The following is a 15228-nucleotide window of genomic DNA, read 5'->3' on the forward strand; positions in this document are numbered from 1 at the left end:
TATGCCGCTATCGCGAGCAAGCTCGCTCCCACATTTGATCCCGGCAGCTCATAGATTTTGTGGCCACCATCAAACCCTGTGGGAGCGAGCTTGCTCGCGATGCTTTTTAGTCTAGGGTTGAGCCGCTGACAGGCACGCCGCGCTCAGGGAAGAACAGGCGCTGCAACTCGGTACCCGGGCTTTCGGCACGCATGAAGGCTTCACCGACCAGGAACGCGTAGACGTCGCTGATTTCCATCAGCTCGACATCGGCGCGGTTGAGGATGCCGCTCTCGGTGATCACCAGACGATCACGCGGGATACGCGGCAACAGGTCGAGAGTGGTTTCCAGACTGACGTCGAAGGTGTGCAGGTTACGGTTGTTGACCCCGACCAACGGCGTGTCGAGGGTTTTCAACGCGCGCTCCAGCTCATCGCCATCGTGCACTTCAACCAGCACATCGAGATTGACGCTTTTGGCCACGGCCGCCAGCTCGGCCATTTTCACGTCATCCAGTGCGGAGACAATCAACAACACGCAATCGGCGCCCAGTGCACGAGCTTCGACGATCTGGTACGGATCGATCATGAAGTCCTTGCGGATCACCGGCAGGTTGCATGCCGCACGGGCCTGCTGCAGGTAGGCATCAGCGCCCTGGAAATAATCGATATCGGTGAGCACAGACAGGCAGGTCGCACCGCCCTTCTCGTAGCTTCTGGCGATGTCGGCGGGAACGAAGTTCTCGCGGATCACGCCTTTGCTCGGCGAGGCTTTCTTGATTTCTGCAATGACTGCCGGTTGCTTCAACTTGGCCTGGGCCAGCAACGCCTTGGCAAAACCGCGGGGTGCATCGGCCGCCTTGGCCAGGTTTTCCAGCTCGGCGAGGCTGACGCGAGCGCTACGCTCGGCGACTTCCTCAACCTTGCGCGCCAGAATCTTTTCCAGAACCGTCGGAACACTCATCCCTCATTCTCCACTTTGAATACCGCGGTAAATGCACCCAGTTCCTCAAGCTTTTCTCGAGCGAGGCCGGTGTGCAGCGCATCGTGCGCCAAGGCAACGCCTTCTTTCAGGCTGCTGGCAAGGTCGGCCGCGTACAGTGCGGCACCGGCATTGAGCACGATCATCTCGGCCGCTTTCTGACCGTTCTCGGTCTTGCGCTTGCCCAAGGCATCGCGAATCAGTTCCAGGGAAGCCGCCGGGCTTTCCACGGCCAGGCCATGCAGGCTCTGGCTCTTCATGCCCAGATCTTCCGGCTCGACCCAATACTCGGTGACCTGGCCGTCCTTCAGTTCAGCGACAAAGGTCGGCGCGGCCAGGCTGAATTCGTCCAGGCCATCCTTCGAATGCACCACCAGCACATGCTTGCTGCCCAGACGCTGCAACACTTCCGCCAGCGGCCGGCACAAGGCCTGGGTAAATACGCCGACCACCTGATGCTTCACACCGGCCGGATTCGTAAGCGGGCCAAGCATGTTGAACAGCGTGCGCAGGCCAAGATCGCGGCGCGGACCGGCGGCGTACTTCATGGCCTTGTGGTGGGTCTGGGCAAACATGAAACCGATGCCAACGTTGTCGATGCAGCGCGCCACTTGCACCGGGGTCAGGTTCAGATAGATACCGGCGGCTTCCAGCAGATCGGCACTGCCGCTCTTGCCCGATACCGCACGGTTGCCGTGCTTGGCCACGGTGCAACCGGCCGCCGCGACGACAAAGGAAGAAGCCGTGGACACGTTGAAGATGTTCGCACCGTCACCGCCGGTGCCCACCACATCGACCACACCGTCGAGGGTCTTGAGTTCGACCTTGTCCGCCAGTTCGCGCATCACCGACACGGCACCGACGATTTCGTCGATGCTTTCGCTCTTCATGCGCATGGCCATCATGAACGCGCCAATCTGCGCATCCGAGCATTGCCCGGTCATGATCTCGCGCATGACATCGCGCATTTCATCGGTGCTGAGGTCGAGGTGATCGACGATACGGCTCAGGGCTGTCTTGATGTTCATGAAAAGTCCTTAGCGCGTGCCGCCGGTTTGTTTGAGGAAGTTGGCGAACAGTTCGTGGCCCTGTTCGGTGAGGATCGACTCAGGGTGGAACTGCACGCCTTCGATGTTCAGAGTCTTGTGACGCAGGCCCATGATCTCGTCGACCGAGCCGTCTTCGAGCTGGGTCCACGCGGTCAGCTCCAGGCAATCGGGCAGGGTTTCGCGCTTGACGATCAATGAATGATAGCGGGTCACCGTCAGCGGACGATTCAGGCCTTCGAATACACCCTTGTCCTCGTGAAATACCGGGCTAGTCTTACCATGCATCACTTGGCGGGCGCGCACCACATCACCGCCAAAAGCCTGGCCGATGGATTGGTGGCCGAGGCAGACGCCAAGAATCGGTAGCTTGCCGGCGAAATGCTTGATCGCTTCAATCGAGATGCCGGCTTCGGTCGGGGTGCAAGGACCGGGGGACACAACGATGCGTTCAGGGTTGAGGGCTTCGATTTCAGCGATGGTCAGTTCATCGTTGCGCACGACTTTAACCTGGGAGCCGAGCTCGCCCAGGTACTGCACAACGTTGTAGGTAAAGGAGTCGTAGTTATCGATCATCAGCAACATGGCGTTAAGAACCTCTTGAATTCACTGACTTTAAAGATGGCCTTCGAATGATTTACCCGCAGAGCGCTGCACTTTGTCAGGTGCCGGTGTAGCGCCAGCAAAGCGGCATTTCAAACAGGTAAAGAAGGCAAAGCGGTACAGGTCCGGCGAAGCCGGCAAAAGAATTCAGGCGCGCCAACGCCAGCGGGCGTGTGCCTTGATGACTTGATCCAGGAGTTTACTGATGATCAACACGGGGAAGGTCTCGTTCGTACGTCCCGGCACAGTAACTTAGCTGGGCAGAGCGCGCAATATCACCGGGGATGCTGCCCGCGAAACTATCAAAGGCTTCGCGACAGATGGCAAAAGGCCGGAAGTTTTTGGTACTGTCGTTTCGTTCACTAAAACAATAAATAAACGGACTTGCTCATGATCAAACAGACGTTGTTTGTACCGCTCGCAGGATGCTTGCTCGCGATCGCATGCGCCCAGGCGAACGCCGCACCTAATCCTTATACAAATTTCGTTGTCTTCGGGGACAGCCTCAACGATGCAGGGACCTTTGCCGACACGGGCGGGCCTGCCGGGGCGACGCAGCGCTTCACCAACCGGACCGGGCCGGTGTACCTGGATGGCAGCGGCGAAGTCCGCTCGCTCAACTCCACACAGATTCTGGGCGGAAAACTGGGGTTCTCGGCGGACCAGACCGCTTCATCATCTTCGGCGGTACGCGCCAACAACGGCCAGCCCGATGGTAACAACTGGGCTGTAGGCGGCTACCGTACCGACCAGATTCTTGATTCGATTACCAGCACCTCCGCCACCGGCGAACGCACCCGGGCCGGCTATCTTCCATCCAATAACTTCCGTGCCGACCCGAACGCACTGTATTACCTGTCAGGTGGCGGTAACGACTTCTTGCAAGGACGCGTCACCAGCCTGCCACAGGCCAGTGCCGCCGCCGACCGCCTGGCCGATAGCGTGCAGACGCTGCAAACCGCCGGCGCCAGATACGTCATGGTCTGGTTGCTACCCGATATCGGCTTTACCCCCGCATTCAACGGCACCCCGCTGCAAGCGTTCACGTCCCAGCTCAGCGCCCAGTTCAACACTGAACTGGTAAGCCGACTGCAAAACATCAATGCCGAAGTCATCCCGCTGAACATTCCGGTATTGCTCAAAGAGACTTTCGCCAACCCGGCACAGTTTGGCCTGGCCACCGACCAGAACCTCATCACCACCTGCTTCAGCGGCAACGGTTGCACCGAGAACGCCCGCTACGGCATCAACAGCGCCACGCCGGACCCGACCAAGCTGATCTACAACGACTCGGTGCACCCCACCGAAGCCGGGCAGCGCCTGATCGCCGATTACGCGTACTCCCTGCTGGCGGCGCCGTGGGAGCTGACCCTGTTGCCGGAAATGGCCCAGGGCACCGTGCGCGCGCATCAGGATGAATTGCGCAACCAGTGGCTGGCCGATTGGGAAAACTGGCAAGGTGTCGGCCAATGGCGAGCCATTGTTTCCGGCGGCGGACAGCATCAGGACTTTGACGGTCAGGACAGCGTGGCAAGCGCCGACGGCAACGGCGCCAACCTGAACATCGGTGGCAGCTATCGTCTCGACGATGCCTGGCGTGTTGGTCTGGTCGCCGGTTTCTATAACCAGGAACTCGAAGCCGGCAACAACGACTCCGACTACAAGCTCAACACTTACCTGGGCACGGCATTCGCCCAGTACCAGCAAAACCGTGTGTGGGCTGACGCGGCGTTGACGGCCGGGCATCTGGATTACGACAGCCTCAAGCGTAAATTCCAGCTGGGCGTCAACGAACGCGGCGAAAAAGGCGATACCAGCGGCTACGTCGAAGCCTTCAGCGCACGCGTGGGTTACGACATTGCGCAACAAGCCAGCAGCCCCTGGCACCTGTCGCCGTTTGTCAGCGCCGACTTCTCCAAGGTACAAGTCGATGGTTACTCGGAGGACGGCAACAATTCCACGGCGCTGACCTTTGCCGATCAGGAGCGTATTTCCCGGCGCCTGGGCGCTGGCCTGCAGGGCAAATACCAGATCACCCCGCAAACCCAGGTGTTCGGCGAAGCGGCAATCGAGCGTGAGTACAACGACGACACCCAGGACGTGGACATCAACCTCAACAGCCTGCCGAACAACCAGTTCACGCTGGAAGGCTACACCCCGCAAAGTCACTTGCAACGTGTGAACCTGGGGGTGAGCCACAACCTCACCAAGGACCTGGCACTGCGCGCCAGCTATAACATTCGCAAGGACGACGACTTCACCCAACAAGGCATCAACGTAGGTGTTGCGCTGGACTTCTGATGTGCAGGCAATAAAAAACGCGGCGCCCTCACAGGCGCCGCGTTTTTTATGGTGGTGAAGTCATTGTGGGAGCGAGCTTGCTCGCGATGAGGGCTTCACAGGCAACATTGATGTTGCCTGACCCACCGTTATCGCGAGCAAGCTCGCTCCCACAGGATTTGTAGTCAGTTCAGCTTTCCGGGGTCTGTTCGGCCAGGGCAACGGCGCGGAACATCGCGCGGCGCTTGTTCAGGGTTTCTTCCCATTCCAGCGCCGGCACCGAGTCGGCGACGATGCCGCCACCGGCCTGTACATGCAGCTCGCCGTTCTTGATCACCGCCGTGCGGATCGCAATGGCGGTGTCCATGTTGCCGTTCCAGGCAAAGTAACCGACCGCACCGCCGTAGACGCCACGCTTGACCGGCTCCAGTTCGTCGATGATTTCCATCGCGCGAATCTTCGGCGCACCGGACAAGGTGCCAGCCGGCAGAATCGCCCGCAGTGCGTCCATGGCCGTCAGCCCGGCTTTCAGTTGCCCGGTGACGTTGGACACAATGTGCATCACGTTGGAATAACGCTCGATGACCATTTTCTCGGTGAGCTTCACCGAGCCGATTTCCGATACGCGACCGGTGTCGTTACGACCGAGGTCGATCAGCATCAAGTGTTCAGCGATTTCCTTGTCGTCCGACAGCAGGTCTTCTTCCAGCGCCAGGTCTGCCTCTTCATTGGCTCCCCGCGGACGGGTGCCGGCAATCGGGCGCACGGTGATCAGGTTGTCTTCGACCCGCACCAGTACTTCCGGCGAACTGCCAACGACGTGGAAGTCGCCGAAGTTGAAGAAGTACATGTAAGGCGTCGGGTTGAAGCAGCGTAGCGCGCGATACAGATCGATCGGCGCCGCCTTGAAATCGATCGACATTCGCTGGGACGGCACGACCTGCATGCAGTCACCGGCCAGGATGTATTCCTTGATGGTGTCGACGGCTTTTTCGTAATCATCCTGGGTGAAACTGGAGCGGAACACCGGGTCAGCCGATTGTTGCTTGCTGAAGTCCAGGCCACGGCGTGGGGTGATTGGTTGACGGAGTCTTTCCAGCAACTCTTCCAGGCGTGCCTGACCTTGCTCGAAGGCGTCATCCTGGGACGGGTCGGCCAGGACGATGGCGTGCATCTTGCCGGCCAGGTTGTCGAACACCACCACGGCGTCGGACACCATCAGCAGAATGTCCGGTACGCCCAGCGGGTCCGGGTTCGGGCACTTGCCCAAGCGCTTTTCCACATAACGCACGCAGTCATAGCCGAAGTAACCCACGAGGCCGCCGTTGAAACGCGGCAGGCCGGCAATGGTCGGCACGTTGTAGCGAGCCTTGAAGGTTTCGACGAAGGCCAGCGGGTCTTCCACATCGTGGCTTTCGGTCTCGACGCCATCGACGGTCACGCTAACGTGATGATCGTGAACCCGCAGCACGGTACGGCACGGCAGGCCGATGATCGAGTACCGGCCCCACTTCTCGCCGCCCTGTACGGACTCCAGCAAGTAGGAATTGGGCTCGTCGGCCAGCTTCAGGTAGATCGACAGCGGTGTGTCGAAGTCGGCCAGGGTTTCGCAGGCAAGCGGGATGCGGTTGTAGCCGGCAGCGGCCAAACGCAGGAATTCTTCGCGGATCATGAGGTGCCTCGTGGCTTGAGGATCGAACAGTCAGGTATGCAAACGCGCCGGAAACCGGCCAGGATCAAGTCAGGCGCGCCAACGCCAGCGGGCCAGGGCCTTGATGACTTTCATCCAGAGTTTGCGAGTGACCACCACGATGGCGTTTCCAGAAGGGGGTTTGACAGCGTCGGCCAACGTTATCTCAGCGGCCGGATCCAGGCAACCGGGAATTAGTTTGCGCAGGTCGTCGATCACCAGCGCCGGCGATTCTTCCGCGATCGGTCGGCCGTGGTTATAGCCGTAGCTCAGGGCTACGCACTTGACTCCCGCCGCTTTCGCCGCCAGCACATCGCTGCGCGAATCGCCAACGAACAACGACTGAGAAGCCGGAATATTGGCCATTTTCATCACGAAGAACAGCGCGGCCGGATCGGGTTTCTTCTGTGGCAGGGTGTCACCGCCGATGATCCAGCGGAAATAACGGCCGATTTTCATCTGATCCAGCAGCGGCGCAACGAAACGCTCAGGCTTGTTGGTGATCAGCGCCATCTCGACGCCCTGCTTCTGCAGCCATTTGAGGGTGTCGCGAACGCCGGGGTAAACCACGGTCAACTCATGGCTCTCGCCATAAGCCTGCATGAAATACTCCAGCGCCCGTTCGGCCTCGTCGTTATCGACCGCAGCATGATCAAGACCGCCAGCCAGCGCCCGACGCACCAGCACCGGCGCGCCATTGCCGACCCATTCGCGCACCGCTTCCAGACCGGCGGATTGGCGACCGAGTTTGAGCAGCATCTTGTCCACAGCCACTGCCAGGTCCGGGACCGAGTCGATCAACGTACCGTCCAGATCGAACATCACCAGCCGCGGCAGTTGCCCCGGGAACAGCTGCTCAAAACCACTCATGGGCGAGCCAGCGCCAGTTCGGAACGCATCTTGTCGATGACTTCCTGATAGTTCGGCGCATTGAAGATGGCCGAGCCGGCGACGAAGGTGTCAGCGCCAGCCGCAGCGATTTCGCGAATGTTGTTCACGTTTACGCCGCCGTCGATTTCCAGGCGAATGTCACGGCCCGAAGCATCGATCAGCGCCCGCGCTTCGCGCAATTTGTCGAGGGTGCCAGGGATGAACTTCTGCCCGCCGAAGCCCGGGTTGACGCTCATCAGCAGGATCATGTCGACCTTGTCCATCACGTACTTGAGCACGTCCAGCGGAGTTGCCGGGTTGAACACCAGGCCCGACTTGCAGCCGCCTTCGCGGATCAGTTGCAGGGAACGGTCGACGTGTTGGGTGGCTTCCGGGTGGAAGGTGATGTAAGTCGCGCCGGCTTCGATGAAGTCACCCACGATGCGGTCCACCGGGCTGACCATCAGGTGCGCGTCGATCGGCGCGGTCACGCCGTACTTGCGCAGTGCCGAGCAAACCATCGGGCCGATGGTCAGGTTCGGTACGTAGTGATTGTCCATGACATCGAAGTGCACGAAGTCGGCGCCGGCGGCGAGGACGTTGTCCACTTCTTCACCCAGGCGGGCGAAGTCGGCGGAGAGAATCGACGGAGCAATTACGAAGGGCTGCATGACGCACCTTTACTGAGCAGAATCACGATGGCGCGCATTGTATACCTCATGCTTTGACGCGCGCACCGTGAGCGCGATGATTGGACCTTGCCATCATCCATCAACGGCAATGGCTCTAGTACGCCGCGCGATAGATCTTTTCGATATCGACGGCACTCAACTTGCGTGGATTGTTGCGCATCAAGCGCTCGATCCCCGCCGCTTCCACGGCCATGGACGGGATGGCGTCCTCGGGCACACCGAAACTGCGCAGGCCCTGGGGAATTTCCACGGCGGCACACAGTTCGGTCATGGCTTGCACGGCTTTGTCGGCCGCTTCGTTGAGACTCAAATGAGCGGTCTTCACGCCCATGGCCTCGGCGATATCCTGCATGCGTTCGATGCAGGCCATCTTGTTCCAGGTCATGACATAGGGCAGTAGCAAGGCATTGCTGACCCCATGGGCAATGTTGAAGCGCCCGCCCAGCGGATACGCCAGCGCATGCACCGCGCCAACGCCGGCGTTACCGAACGCCATGCCGGCCATCAGGCTGGCAGTGGCCATGTCTTCCCGGGCTTGCAGGTTCGACGGGTTGGCGTAGGCCTTGGGCAAAGCCTTGGCGATCAGCTTGATGGCGCCGATAGCCAGGGAATCGGTAATCGGCGAGGCGTTGACCGACAGATAAGACTCGATAGCGTGCACCAGTGCATCGACGCCGCTGGCCGCCGTGACGCTGCGTGGACAGGTCAGGGTCATTTGCGGACTGACCAGCGCCACGTCCGGCAACAGGTAGTCGCTGACAATGCCCTTCTTCAGTTGCGCGACCTTGTCGGAAAGAATGGCGACGTTGGTCACTTCCGAGCCGGTGCCGGCCGTGGTCGGGATGGCGATCAGCGGCGGGCCTTTACGCGGGACCTGATCGATACCGAACAGATCCTCCAGCGCACCGTGGTACCCGGCGTAGGCTGCCACGCTCTTGGCAATGTCGATGGCACTCCCGCCGCCCAGGCCGATCAGCCCATCATGCCCGCCGTCGCGGTAAACCTGCATGCAATCTTCGACGATGGCGATTTCCGGGTCCGGCAGCACACGGTCGAAGATTTCGTAGGAGCGGCCACCCAACTGCGCCAGTGCCAGTTCTACCGTACCGGATTTGACCAGGGCGACGTCGGTGACGATCAGCGGATTGTCGATGTCCAGGCGTGTCAGCTCAGCGGCCAGCTGCTCGATGGCACCTGCGCCGGTGATCAGTTTGTGAGCGATTTTGAAAGAGGAAAGACTCATGTGCGCAGCCTCTTATAGATAGGGGAGCTGGGCACAATAGTAGCTGGGGATTTGGAGTTGGCTGGTATTCAGGTCATGAATGACCAAGGTTTCCGGGAACACCCAATAACACTGTAGGAGCGAGCTTGCTCGCGATGAACCTGAGAGTGACGCGGGCATTCAGAAGGCCCGCGTTATCGTTGGCGACCATCGCGAGCAAGCTCGCTCCTACAAGTTGCAGTGGATCGGTGTGTGGCTTCAGACCTGGGCAGTACGCAGTTTCTCGCTACGCCCACGCAACCATTCCAGGGTCAGCAACAGGATCACCGAGAAGGCAATCAACAGCGTCGCGGCCGCGGCGATGGTCGGGCTGAGGTTTTCGCGGATGCCGCTGAACATCTGCCGTGGCAGGGTCGCTTGCTCTGGGCCGGCGAGGAACAGCGTCACCACCACTTCATCGAACGAAGTCGCAAAGGCAAACAGCGCCCCGGAGATCACGCCCGGCGCAATCAGTGGCAAGGTCACCCGGCGGAACGTGGTCAGCGGCGAAGCGCCCAGGCTCGCAGCAGCCCGTACCAGGTTGTGGTTGAACCCCTGCAAGGTCGCCGACACGGTAATGATCACGAACGGCACACCCAACACCGCATGCACCACGATCAGCGAGAAAAAGCTGTTACCCAATCCCAACGGAGCAAAGAACAGATAACTGGCCACACCGATGATCACCACCGGCACCACCATCGGTGAAATCACCAGCGCCATCACCAGCGCCTTGCCGGGAAAGTCGCCACGGGTCAGGCCGATGGCCGCCAGCGTACCGAAGACCATGGCCAGCACCGTAGCCGCCGGGGCGACGATGATGCTGTTCTTCAGGGCGCGCATCCATTCCGCCGAGGCGAAGAAATCGTGATACCACTGCAATGAGAAGCCTTGCAGCGGGTACACCAGGAAACTGCCGGAGTTGAACGACAGCGGAATGATCACCAGCACCGGCAGGATCAGGAACAACAGAATCAAGCCGCAGAGAATCCGCAAGCTGTAGAACCACACCCGTTCGATGGGCGACATATAAGGACTCAGCATTTCGTTCTCCCCTTAGCTCAGGCGCAGGCGGCTTGCGCCTACCAGCCAGCTGTAAATCAGATAAAGCACGACCGTCGCGAGCAACAGCAGCCCACCAAGTGCGGTCGCCATGCCCCAGTTGATGCTGGTGTTGGTGTAGAAGGCGACGAAGTAGCTGACCATCTGATCGTTCGGGCTGCCCAGCAATGCCGGGGTGATGTAGTAGCCGATGGCGAGGATGAACACCAACAGGCAACCGGCGCCGACACCGGCATAGGTCTGCGGGAAGTACACCCGCCAGAAGCTGGCGAACGGATGGCAGCCGAGGGAAATCGCGGCGCGCATGTAGGTCGGCGAGATGCCTTTCATCACGCTGTAGATCGGCAGAATCATGAACGGCAGCAGGATGTGCACCATGGAGATGTAGACACCGACGCGGTTGAACACCAACTCGATCGGCTTGTCGATGATGCCCATGGCCATCAGGCCGCTGTTGATCAGGCCACCCGATTGCAGCAACACGATCCACGCCGCGACTCGTACCAGGATCGAGGTCCAGAACGGCAACAGCACCAGAATCATCAGCAGGTTGCTCTGGCGCGACGGCAGGTTCGCCAGCAGGTAAGCCAGAGGATACGCCAGCACCAGACAGATCACGGTGATGATCAGGCCCATCCAGAAGGTGCGGGCGAAGATGTCGAGGTAGATTGCCTGATCCGGGGTGGCCGGGGCGATTTCGCCGAGGTCGTCGATGCGGTGATCGACAGCCGCCAGCAGGTAATACGGGGTGATGCTGCTGGTGTTGCGGCGCACCGCTTGCCAGTAGGCCGGGTCCCCCCAACGCTCATCGAGGCCTTCCAGCGCTTCTTTATAGGAGGCCGGTTCAGTGGCAAGCGGCAAGGCGCGGGCCGTTTTGGTCAGCAGGCTGCGATAGCCGGCCAGTTCCATGTTCAGGCGCTTGGACAGATCGCCCAGGGTCTGATTCTTGCGAGCCTCGGCGAGGTCTTCGGCCGCTGCTTTGTAAACCGGTTCAGCGGGCAGGCCTCGGCCATCCCAACTGGCGATGGCAGTCACGGTGCGCGGCATGCCGCCGACCACTTCCGGGTTGCCAACGCTTTTGTAGAGCAGCGCCACGATCGGCACCAGGAACACCAGCAACAGAAACAGCACCAGCGGCGCGATCAACGCCTGGGCCTTCCAGCGGTTGACCCGCTCGGCGTGCTTGAGCCGCTGCTTCAAGGTGGGGCTGGTGCCCTCGTTCAGGGGAACGGCGATAGCCATGACGTACTCCGCAAATCTTTGATCAATCGTTAATGTGGGAGCGAACTTGTGGCGAGGGGGCTTGCCCCCGTTGGGTCGCGTAGCGACCCCGAAACCTGCATTCCCGATGCATCAGATGCACCGCATGCAATGGTTTTACGACTGCTACGCAGCCGAACGGGGGCAAGCCCCTCGCCACAAAAGCTCGCCCTCACAGGAGGGCGAGCCCTCTGCTTATTTCGCAGCCCAGGAATTGAAGCGCTGCTCCAGTTGCTCGCCGTTGTCAGCCCAGAAGCTGACGTCGATCTGCACCTGGTTGGCGATGTTTTCCGGGGTGGTCGGCATGTCTTTCAGGACATCCTTGGCCAGCAGCGGCACGGCTTGGGTGTTGGCCGGGCCGTAGGCGATGTTTTCCGAGTAGGTCTTCTGCTGCTGTGGCTGTACCGAGAAGGCGATGAATTTCTTCGCCGCTTCGGCGCGCTTGGCATCCAGACCTTTTGGAATGGCCCATGCGTCAAAGTCGTAGATGCCGCCGTTCCACACGACTTTCAGGTTGCTTTCTTTCTGCACGGCAGCGATACGACCGTTGTAGGCCGAACTCATGACCACGTCACCGGAAGCGAGGTATTGCGGCGGTTGTGCGCCAGCTTCCCACCACTGGATGTTCGGCTTGAGCTCATCGAGCTTCTTGAACGCGCGGTCCTGACCGTCCTTGCCAGCCAGCACTTTGTAGACGTCTTTCGGCGCAACGCCGTCGGCCATCAGTGCGAATTCCAGGGTGTACTTGGCGCCCTTACGCAGGCCACGCTTGCCCGGGAACTGCTTGGTGTCCCAGAAGTCCACCCAGCTGGTCGGTGCGGATTTCAGTTTGTCGGCGTTGTAGGCCAGCACGGTCGACCACACGAAGAAACCCACGCCGCAAGGCTGGATGGCGCCCTTGACGTAGTCTTCGGTCTTGCCGAACAGCGCCGGGTCCAGTTGCTCGAACATGTCTTCGTCGCAACCACGGGACAGTTCCGGCGATTCAACCTCTACCAGATCCCAGGACACGCTCTTGGTGTCGACCATGGCCTTGACCTTGGCCATTTCGCCGTTGTACTCGCCGGCCACGATCTTGCCGTTGCCTGCCGCTTCCCAAGGTGCGTAGAAGGCTTTGACCTGAGCCGCCTTGTTCGCACCGCCAAAGGACACCACGGTCAGATCCGGGCCGGCCGCCATTGCGTGTGCCGCGCCCATCATGCCCAGTGCCAAAGCGGTGAATTTCAGGGATCTCAACATTTATTGTTCTCTCCACGTGCAGGGTTGGTGTTGGTGTTGCCGGGGCGATCAATGCGCCTCTAAAAGTGGATCGAGCGCGCGAACGTGCTCGACCTGCCAGCCAAGCGGTACCACATCGCCGACGGCGAGCGAGGGATCAAGCTCGGCAATTGGCTGTTTCACGAAGAAGTCGGTCTTGCCGCAGACTTCCATGCGAACCCGGACGTGGTCGCCCAGATAGATGAATTCCTCGACTCGCCCGGAGAAGCGGTTGACGCATTGGTCGCTGGAGCCGTTGAGGCTCACTCGCTCCGGACGAATGGACAGGGTCACCGGCTCGCCGGTCTGGCCAACGTTGACCGCCAAGGCTTCCACCTTCTCACCGCGCCCGAGTTCCACAATGCAACGGTCGCCGGTTTGGCTGTGCAGGCGGCCATTGAGGCGGTTGTTCTCGCCGATGAAGTTGGCGACGAAGGTGTTTTTCGGCTCTTCGTAGAGGGTGCGCGGCGGAGCGATCTGCTGGATTTCGCCCTGATGGAACACCGCCACGCGGTCGGACATGGTCAAGGCTTCGCCCTGATCGTGGGTCACGTAGACCACAGTCACGCCCAGGCGCTGGTGCAGGTGCTTGATCTCCATCTGCATGTGTTCACGCAGCTGCTTGTCGAGCGCGCCGAGGGGTTCGTCCATCAGCACCAGTTGCGGCTCGAACACCAGCGCGCGGGCCAATGCCACACGCTGTTGCTGACCACCGGAGAGCTGCGCCGGGTAGCGCTGGGCGAAGGCATCGAGCTGGACCATGCTCAGCACGCGCTTGACCCGCGCACTGACGTCGCTCTTGTTCATGCCACGCACGGTCAGCGGGAACGCCAGGTTCTCGGCCACCGTCATGTGCGGGAACAACGCGTAGTTCTGGAACACCATGCCGATGTCGCGCTTGTGCGGCGGCACGTTGTTGATGGCGCGCCCGGCCAACAGGATTTCGCCCGCGGTCGGCGTTTCGAAGCCGGCGAGCATCATCAGGCTGGTGGTCTTGCCGGAGCCGGACGGCCCGAGCAATGTGAGGAATTCGCCCTTGCGAATATCCAGGTTGAGGTCCTTGACGATCAGGTTCTCGCCGTCGTAGCTCTTCTGCACTCCACGAAAGCTGACCAGAACATCATTGGCCCCTGCGCTTGAATCGACCTGGCTCATACCCACACCTTTGTTATTGATGACTGCTGTGGGGTTAAGCCTAGTGGACGCTGGGGACCGCGCAAATCGGGGCGCAAGAGAGATTCGCCTCAGCCGGATGGAAGGTTGGGGGTAGGGATTTCCCTACAAGGATGGCGGGGATGGATAGGGCAGCAGCACGCTTCAAGCTGCAAGCCGCAAGAATCGGCAAAGCCGCTGCAAAAACATGTCGCTTTTGGATATGCCGGTAATCGGATACTTGCTGGAGATCCCTGTGGGAGCGAGCTTGCTCGCGATGGCAGCATCACATTCAACATCGATGCTGAATGACCCGCCGCTATCGCGAGCAAGCTCGCTCCCACAGGTACAGCGATGTGCTTTAGAGGAGCTTGTGTTCCATCGCGTACTTCACCAGTTCCGCCAGCGAGGTGATGTTGAGCTTCTGCATCAGCCGCGCCTTGTGGGTGCTGATGGTCTTGCTGCTCAGCGCCAGTTGCTGGGCGATGTCGTTCACGTTGGCGCCCTGGGCCAGGCGTTCGAACACGGAAAATTCGCGCTCGGAGAGCAACGAGTGCAATGGACGCGAGTCGGTAAGACCGACCTCGAAAACCATGCGGTCGGCCAGTTCCGGGTCGATGTAACGCCCGCCTGACGCCACTTTGCGAATGGCCGTCAGCAACAGTGCCGGGTCGCTGTCCTTGGTCGCATAACCGGCAGCCCCCACCTTCAGCGCCCGGGCGGCCATTTGCGCCTCATCGTGCATCGACAGCACCAGGATCGCCGGCGGATTGTTCAGGGCGCGAATCCGCGGAATCGCTTCCAGGCCGTTGACGCCTGGCATGGAGATGTCCAGCAACACCACTTCGCAAGGCACATTACGCAAGGTGTCGAGCAACTGCTCGCCATTGCTCGCCTCCCCCACCACCAGCAAGTCCTTGGCCAGGCCGATCAACTGCTTGATGCCTTCGCGGACAATGGTGTGGTCTTCGGCTACCAGTACACGGATCACGTTCTTCTCCAGGTTCAAGATCATTCGCGAGCAGGCTCGCTCCCACATTTGGAATACGTTCCCCTGTGGGAGCGAGCTTGCTCGCGAAGGCGTCAGCACAGAC

At 60.3% G+C, this 15228-nt stretch carries 13 protein-coding genes; 1 reads left to right on the forward strand and 12 read right to left on the reverse strand.

The annotated features are described in order from the left end of the window. Positions 1-106: 106 nt before the first annotated feature. The 3 genes from trpC to PSJE_RS16860 are packed head-to-tail and all read right to left on the reverse strand — an operon-like array spanning position 107 to position 2592. Positions 107-943 (reverse strand): indole-3-glycerol phosphate synthase TrpC, encoded by an 837-nt coding sequence (gene trpC / locus PSJE_RS16850; RefSeq protein ID WP_090451728.1) that lies wholly within the window; start codon positions 941-943, stop codon positions 107-109. Continuing rightward, the gene (gene trpD / locus PSJE_RS16855) at positions 940-1989 is read right to left on the reverse strand and encodes an anthranilate phosphoribosyltransferase (RefSeq protein WP_090451730.1); all 1050 of its coding nucleotides are present in this window, start codon (positions 1987-1989) and stop codon (positions 940-942) included. The genes trpC and trpD overlap by 4 nt, the downstream gene beginning before the upstream one ends. Positions 1990-1998: 9 nt before the next feature. Then, on the reverse strand, positions 1999-2592 hold the full coding sequence (locus PSJE_RS16860; RefSeq protein WP_007906885.1) for an aminodeoxychorismate/anthranilate synthase component II: 594 nt from the start codon (positions 2590-2592) through the stop codon (positions 1999-2001). A gap of 408 nt (positions 2593-3000) precedes the next feature. Here PSJE_RS16860 and estP point away from each other — a divergent pair, with 408 nt between their 5' ends. Beyond that, complete coding sequence (gene estP / locus PSJE_RS16865) at positions 3001-4911, forward strand: esterase EstP (protein ID WP_090451732.1); 1911 nt, start codon at positions 3001-3003, stop codon at positions 4909-4911. Between the two features lie 169 nt (positions 4912-5080). On the opposite strand, the gene trpE is transcribed toward estP, so the two are convergent. The 9 genes from trpE to PSJE_RS16915 form a co-directional block, all read right to left on the reverse strand. Continuing rightward, positions 5081-6562 carry an anthranilate synthase component I gene (trpE, locus tag PSJE_RS16870; protein WP_090451734.1) on the reverse strand — a complete coding sequence of 494 codons (1482 nt, stop codon included), beginning with the start codon at positions 6560-6562 and terminating at the stop codon, positions 5081-5083. Positions 6563-6631: 69 nt separating this feature from the next. After that, positions 6632-7450: a phosphoglycolate phosphatase gene (locus PSJE_RS16875; protein ID WP_057713082.1), complete on the reverse strand. Its 819-nt coding sequence runs from the start codon at positions 7448-7450 to the stop codon at positions 6632-6634. Continuing rightward, positions 7447-8121, reverse strand: coding sequence for a ribulose-phosphate 3-epimerase (gene rpe / locus PSJE_RS16880; protein ID WP_007980198.1), 675 nt, complete (start codon positions 8119-8121; stop codon positions 7447-7449). Before rpe ends, PSJE_RS16875 begins: the two co-directional genes overlap by 4 nt. 115 nt (positions 8122-8236) lie before the next feature. Beyond that, complete coding sequence (locus PSJE_RS16885; RefSeq protein ID WP_057713081.1) at positions 8237-9385, reverse strand: iron-containing alcohol dehydrogenase; 1149 nt, start codon at positions 9383-9385, stop codon at positions 8237-8239. Positions 9386-9622: 237 nt separating this feature from the next. After that, positions 9623-10447 carry an ABC transporter permease gene (locus PSJE_RS16890; protein ID WP_007980200.1) on the reverse strand — a complete coding sequence of 275 codons (825 nt, stop codon included), beginning with the start codon at positions 10445-10447 and terminating at the stop codon, positions 9623-9625. A 12-nt stretch (positions 10448-10459) separates the two neighbouring features. After that, positions 10460-11707 (reverse strand): ABC transporter permease, encoded by a 1248-nt coding sequence (locus PSJE_RS16895; protein WP_007980201.1) that lies wholly within the window; start codon positions 11705-11707, stop codon positions 10460-10462. 213 nt (positions 11708-11920) lie between these two features. Beyond that, positions 11921-12964 (reverse strand): ABC transporter substrate-binding protein, encoded by a 1044-nt coding sequence (locus PSJE_RS16900; protein WP_057713080.1) that lies wholly within the window; start codon positions 12962-12964, stop codon positions 11921-11923. Between the two features lie 48 nt (positions 12965-13012). Further along, on the reverse strand, positions 13013-14137 hold the full coding sequence (locus PSJE_RS16905; protein ID WP_046039490.1) for an ABC transporter ATP-binding protein: 1125 nt from the start codon (positions 14135-14137) through the stop codon (positions 13013-13015). A 358-nt stretch (positions 14138-14495) separates the two neighbouring features. After that, positions 14496-15149 carry a response regulator gene (locus PSJE_RS16915; RefSeq protein WP_191622237.1) on the reverse strand — a complete coding sequence of 218 codons (654 nt, stop codon included), beginning with the start codon at positions 15147-15149 and terminating at the stop codon, positions 14496-14498. Positions 15150-15228 lie beyond the last annotated feature (79 nt).

The sequence above is a fragment of the Pseudomonas jessenii genome (genome assembly GCF_002236115.1).
GTDB lineage: Bacteria > Pseudomonadota > Gammaproteobacteria > Pseudomonadales > Pseudomonadaceae > Aquipseudomonas > Aquipseudomonas jessenii.

What these genes read in the sequence shown, in the direction of transcription:
- PSJE_RS16860 (WP_007906885.1), bottom strand. Translation starts at nt 2,592, where the DNA reads ATGTTGCTGATGATCGATAACTACGACTCCTTTACCTACAACGTTGTG.
- PSJE_RS16895 (WP_007980201.1), bottom strand. Translation starts at nt 11,707, where the DNA reads ATGGCTATCGCCGTTCCCCTGAACGAGGGCACCAGCCCCACCTTGAAG.
- PSJE_RS16915 (WP_191622237.1), bottom strand. Translation starts at nt 15,149, where the DNA reads ATGATCTTGAACCTGGAGAAGAACGTGATCCGTGTACTGGTAGCCGAA.
- rpe (WP_007980198.1), bottom strand. Translation starts at nt 8,121, where the DNA reads ATGCAGCCCTTCGTAATTGCTCCGTCGATTCTCTCCGCCGACTTCGCC.
- trpD (WP_090451730.1), bottom strand. Translation starts at nt 1,989, where the DNA reads ATGAACATCAAGACAGCCCTGAGCCGTATCGTCGATCACCTCGACCTC.
- PSJE_RS16905 (WP_046039490.1), bottom strand. Translation starts at nt 14,137, where the DNA reads ATGAGCCAGGTCGATTCAAGCGCAGGGGCCAATGATGTTCTGGTCAGC.
- PSJE_RS16890 (WP_007980200.1), bottom strand. Translation starts at nt 10,447, where the DNA reads ATGCTGAGTCCTTATATGTCGCCCATCGAACGGGTGTGGTTCTACAGC.
- PSJE_RS16900 (WP_057713080.1), bottom strand. Translation starts at nt 12,964, where the DNA reads ATGTTGAGATCCCTGAAATTCACCGCTTTGGCACTGGGCATGATGGGC.
- PSJE_RS16885 (WP_057713081.1), bottom strand. Translation starts at nt 9,385, where the DNA reads ATGAGTCTTTCCTCTTTCAAAATCGCTCACAAACTGATCACCGGCGCA.
- PSJE_RS16875 (WP_057713082.1), bottom strand. Translation starts at nt 7,450, where the DNA reads ATGAGTGGTTTTGAGCAGCTGTTCCCGGGGCAACTGCCGCGGCTGGTG.
- trpC (WP_090451728.1), bottom strand. Translation starts at nt 943, where the DNA reads ATGAGTGTTCCGACGGTTCTGGAAAAGATTCTGGCGCGCAAGGTTGAG.
- trpE (WP_090451734.1), bottom strand. Translation starts at nt 6,562, where the DNA reads ATGATCCGCGAAGAATTCCTGCGTTTGGCCGCTGCCGGCTACAACCGC.
- estP (WP_090451732.1), top strand. Translation starts at nt 3,001, where the DNA reads ATGATCAAACAGACGTTGTTTGTACCGCTCGCAGGATGCTTGCTCGCG.